The 390-nt window shown below is 66.9% G+C and carries 1 protein-coding gene; it reads left to right on the top strand.

Going from position 1 to position 390, the window contains the following annotated elements; genetic code table 11:
• Positions 1-390 (top strand): ATP-binding cassette domain-containing protein (locus IO33_RS0142110; RefSeq protein WP_031174352.1); only part of this gene is annotated, 390 nt, incomplete at both ends.

Below are 390 nucleotides of genomic sequence, written 5' to 3'. Positions count from 1 at the left end.
TCGCTGAACCCGCGGCAGACGGTCGGGAAGATCATCTCCGGTCCGATGGAGATCAACGGGATCAACCCCGAGGGCGGGCGCGAGAAGCGGGTCCGTGAGCTGCTGGAGATCGTGGGTCTGAACCCCGAGCACTTCAACCGCTTCCCGCACGAGTTCTCCGGCGGCCAGCGCCAGCGCATCGGCGTGGCCCGCGCGCTGGCCCTGGAGCCGAAGCTGATCGTGGCGGACGAGCCGGTCTCCGCCCTGGACGTCTCGATCCAGGCGCAGGTCGTCAACCTGCTGCAGAAGGTCCAGAAGGAACTGGGCATCGCCTTCGTCTTCATCGCCCACGACCTCGCCATCGTGCGGCACTTCTCGCAGCGCGTCGCGGTCATGTACCTCGGCAAGATC

The sequence above is a fragment of the Streptomyces durhamensis genome (assembly GCF_000725475.1).
Classification (GTDB): domain Bacteria; phylum Actinomycetota; class Actinomycetes; order Streptomycetales; family Streptomycetaceae; genus Streptomyces; species Streptomyces filipinensis.
The sequence above is the reverse complement of the archived record's forward strand: the minus strand, read 5'-3'. Positions and strand labels throughout refer to the sequence as shown.